The 2,850-nt window shown below is 61.5% G+C and carries 4 protein-coding genes; all 4 read left to right on the forward strand.

Translation table 11 applies throughout. From position 1 onward, the window contains the following. The coding region (locus WCA53_RS23695) for an RBBP9/YdeN family alpha/beta hydrolase (RefSeq protein WP_423916207.1) at positions 1 to 333 on the forward strand (333 nt) is incomplete at its 5' end. A gap of 1 nt (position 334) precedes the next feature. Beyond that, entirely contained in the window at positions 335 to 1,039 is a 705-nt protein-coding gene (locus WCA53_RS23700; protein ID WP_423916209.1) for a DsbA family oxidoreductase, read from the forward strand. After that, positions 1,039 to 1,383, forward strand: a complete 345-nt coding sequence (locus tag WCA53_RS23705; RefSeq protein WP_423916211.1) for a Rieske (2Fe-2S) protein — start codon at positions 1,039 to 1,041, stop codon at positions 1,381 to 1,383. Before WCA53_RS23700 ends, WCA53_RS23705 begins: the two co-directional genes overlap by 1 nt. Positions 1,384 to 1,407: 24 nt before the next feature. After that, positions 1,408 to 2,850, forward strand: a 1,443-nt coding sequence (locus tag WCA53_RS23710; protein WP_423916214.1) for a 3-(methylthio)propionyl-CoA ligase, incomplete at its 3' end; no start/stop codon positions are given.

A 2,850-nucleotide genomic window follows, 5' to 3' on the forward strand; every position in this document is an offset into this window, starting at 1 on the left:
ACCGTGCACTGGGCGCAGCGCCACAACCGCCCCATCCAGGGCGCGCTGCTTGCCACGCCGGCGGATCTGGAGGTACCCATGCCCGCCGGTTATCCGACGCTGGACGTGCTCGAAGAACACGGGTGGCTGCCGAACCCGCGCAAACCGCTGCCGTTCCCGAGCATTCTCGGAGCCAGCCGCAATGATCCGCTTGCCGCGTTTGATCGCGCTGCCACCATGGCAGCGGACTGGGGCAGCCGTCTCGTCGACCTTGGCGAAGTCGGGCACCTGAACCCCGCGGCCGGCTATGGCGACTGGCCGCAGGCGGACTCGCTGATCCGTGAGCTTCTCTGACATGTTCGCTACAACAGAGCAGGGTACGGCAGTGAACAAGAACGAGTCGGTGACGGTCGATGTCCACTTCGACTTCATCTGCCCGTGGTGCCTGATTGGCAAGCGCAATCTCGATGCGGCCGTCACTTACCTCGCAAGCTTGCGTCCAGACGTGAGCGTCAAGGTGCGGTGGCACTCGCATCAGTTGCTGCCCGATATGCCGGTCGATGGAGTCCCTTATCAGGCGTTCTATGTGGCCCGTCTGGGAAGTCCAGGCGCGGTCGCTGCACGGCGCGCACAGGTCCAAAAGGCCGCTGAAGCAGCCGGCGTTGAGCTGATGTTCGACAGGATCGAGGTGATGCCCAACACACGGGCAGCGCACAGACTCGTTGCCTGGGCGACAACGACAGGCGCGGCCATTAAACCCGCGTTGTTGATCGACCGGCTGTTCACGGGCTATTTCATCGACGGCGAAGACATCGGCAGCCCGGACGTGCTTGAGCGAATTGGCCTCGCGTGCGGTCTGGACGCCGCACGTCTCGCTGAACATTTCACGACGTCGGGGCGAGAAGACAACATGACGTTGCCGTGTTCACCGCAGGCTGACGACGTCCAGGGCGTGCCACATTTCGTGGTTAATTCCGCACTGTCGCTCTCTGGGGCGTATTCGCCCGGCGCGATCGTGGATGCCATGTTGCGCTCGATTGGCGATCAGGAGAACAGATAGTGTCACGCCAGATACTAGTCGGGTCGGCCGATGAAATCACGCGAGGACAGCGAAAGCTAGTCTTCGTTGACTGCCGCAGTGTCGTGCTCTTTAACATCGACGGTGAATTCCACGCCGTCGAAAACTCTTGTCCGCACAATGGTGCATCACTTGCAGGCGGCCAGATTGAAGGGCGCCTGCTTCGCTGCCCCGCCCACGGCCTTCGTTTTGACGTCGCAACCGGTTGCATGCCGGGAAAGGGCGGGTTGAGACTTGCGACTCTTCCCGTCCGGAACGTCGGCGGTAGGCTCGAACTCACAGTTGACGACGCCGCGGCAGGTCCGTGTCGCTCGCAGCTAAGCTGAATCTGATAAATCAGGGAGATACTCATGCATGGATTGATGATGCAACAACCGCTGCTGGTCGCGTCGCTCCTCACCCACGCCGAGCGGCATCATGGCGGGCAGGAAATTGTGTCGCGACGGGTTGAAGGCGACATTCACCGATATTGCTATCGCGACCTTGCGCAACGTGCCCGAAGGCTCGCCAATGCCCTCGCTGGCCTCGGGATTAGCGAGGGTGAACGCGTCGGTACGATGGCATGGAACGGCTACCGTCACATGGAGTTGTACTTCGCGGTGTCGGGTTCCGGTGCGGTACTCCACACGCTTAACCCCCGGCTGCACATCGACCAGCTCGCCTACATCATCGATCATGCTGACGATCGCGCTATCTTCTTCGACTTGACCTTCCTCCCGCTGATCGAGGCCGTCGCGTCACGTATCAAGAGCACGAAGGTATTCATCGCGATGACCAGTCGTGCGAACATGCCGGCCAAGCACGATCTGCCGATCATGCTGTTGTGCTACGAAGACCTGATTGACGGTCACAGCGATGAATTTGCGTGGCCGCTTCTTGACGAGAACCATGCGTCGTCGTTGTGCTACACGTCAGGCACCACCGGCAATCCGAAAGGTGTTCTGTACAGTCATCGTTCAACTATTTTGCACACCTACGCAGCGGCGTTGCCTGACTCACTGAACTGCTCGGCCCGCGATGCGATCCTCCCGGTCGTCCCCATGTTTCATGTGAACGCGTGGGGTCTGCCCTATATCGCATGCATGGTCGGGGCCAAGCTCGTGTTCCCCGGTCCCGCTCTCGACGGAAAATCGCTCTATGAGTTGATCGAGGCAGAACAGGTCACGCTCTCCGCCGGTGTGCCGACCGTGTGGCAGGGACTGCTTCGACATGTGGCCGAACGTGGCACGACGTTCACCTCCATGCGCCGCACCATCGTGGGCGGTGCGCCATGTCCAACGGCCATGACGACCGAATTTCAGGAGCGTTACCAGGTCGACGTCCTGCACGCATGGGGGATGACGGAACTGAGCCCGGTCGGCACGATTTGCAGTTTCAAAGCGCGCCACCTGTCGATGCCGGCGCAGCAGCGCTACGCTGTCCAGGCAAAGCAGGGCCGCGCCGTGTTCGGCATCGACATGAGAATCGTGGGACCGGACGGCAAGGAGTTGTCATGGGACGCTCAGGTGACCGGCGACCTGCAGGTGCGCGGGCCGTGGGTCACGGGCGGATATTTCGGCAGCGAAGACGCGTCGCCGCTATGCGACGGCTGGTTTCCGACCGGTGACGTGGCGAAGATCGATCCCGACGGCTTCATGCAGATCACCGACCGCAGCAAGGACGTCATCAAGTCCGGCGGCGAGTGGATCAGCTCGATCGACATCGAGAATGTGGCGTACCTGCACCCCGACGTCGCGATTGCGGTCTGCATCGCCGCGAGGCATCCGAAATGGGACGAGCGCCCGTTGTTGCTG

The organism is Caballeronia sp. (assembly GCF_049581465.1).
In the GTDB taxonomy this organism is placed as follows: Bacteria; Pseudomonadota; Gammaproteobacteria; order Burkholderiales; family Burkholderiaceae; genus Caballeronia.